The organism is Streptomyces sp. ATLC9, assembly GCF_057196705.1.
Genome location: NZ_JBXUOY010000544.1, coordinates 1 through 830, shown reverse-complemented (window position 1 = coordinate 830; position 830 = coordinate 1). Strand labels below are relative to the sequence as shown.

The 830-nt window shown below is 81.1% G+C and carries 1 pseudogene; it reads left to right on the top strand.

The features are described 5' to 3' along the window. Nucleotides 1-264: 264 nt before the first annotated feature. Nucleotides 265-570: pseudogene (locus tag AC2CJA_RS26950) on the top strand (response regulator transcription factor); the annotation flags it as partial. Nucleotides 571-830 lie beyond the last annotated feature (260 nt).

The following is an 830-nucleotide window of genomic DNA, read 5'->3' as shown; positions in this document are numbered from 1 at the left end:
CGGCGCGGGGGGGGGGGGGGGCAGCCGGGGGGGGGGCGGGGCGGGCGCGCGGGCCCCCCGCCGTCCCGTGGGCGGGCGGCGAGCCCGGTGTCACCGCCGCGTCTCCCCGGTGCGCCGTCAGTGCGCGCGGCAGCGGGCCTGCGGGGCGGTCTCCGGCATCCGCGCCGGGACGGGGCCGGAGCGCAGCAGGCAGTGGCCGTAGCCGCCCCGGTCCATCCGTCCCGGGCGGCCCCCACGCCGGCCGGCACCATCCGGGCGGACTTCGTCTGCCGGGCGGCGGTGCGCGGCGAGCCGTTCCTCCACCCGGGTGCGGCCACCGCGCTGATCCGCAGCTGCCTCGACCGCGTCCGGCAGGGCGGGGAGGTGCCCGAACGGGTGCTCACCGCGCGGGAGGAGGAGGTGCTCAAGCCGGTCGCCGAGGGCCACTCCTCGAAGGAGATCGCCGAGACACCGGCCATCAGCGTCGAGACGGTGGAGAGGCACCGTGCGAACATGCTGCACAAGCTCGGGCCGCGCGACCGCCCGGAGCCGACCCGCCACGCGATCCGCGTGGGGCTGATCGAGCCCTGAGCCCGGTTCCGCGCCGCCCGCGGATGCGGGAGGGTGCGGGCGGGCGCCGCCGGCGCCGCGGGAGGACAGCGGAGGAGGAGGCGGCATGGTCCAGCGGTCCGCCGCGCTCCGCGCCGCCCCGGTCCGCGTCCTGCTGACGGCCCTGGCCCTCCTGCTGGGCGCCGTGGCGCCCGCCGCCTCCGCACTGCTCGCCGTGCCCGGTTCCCCCGGCCACGCCGCGCCGAGCGCCGCGGGCGCGCGGACCGCCGACGGGCCCTGCG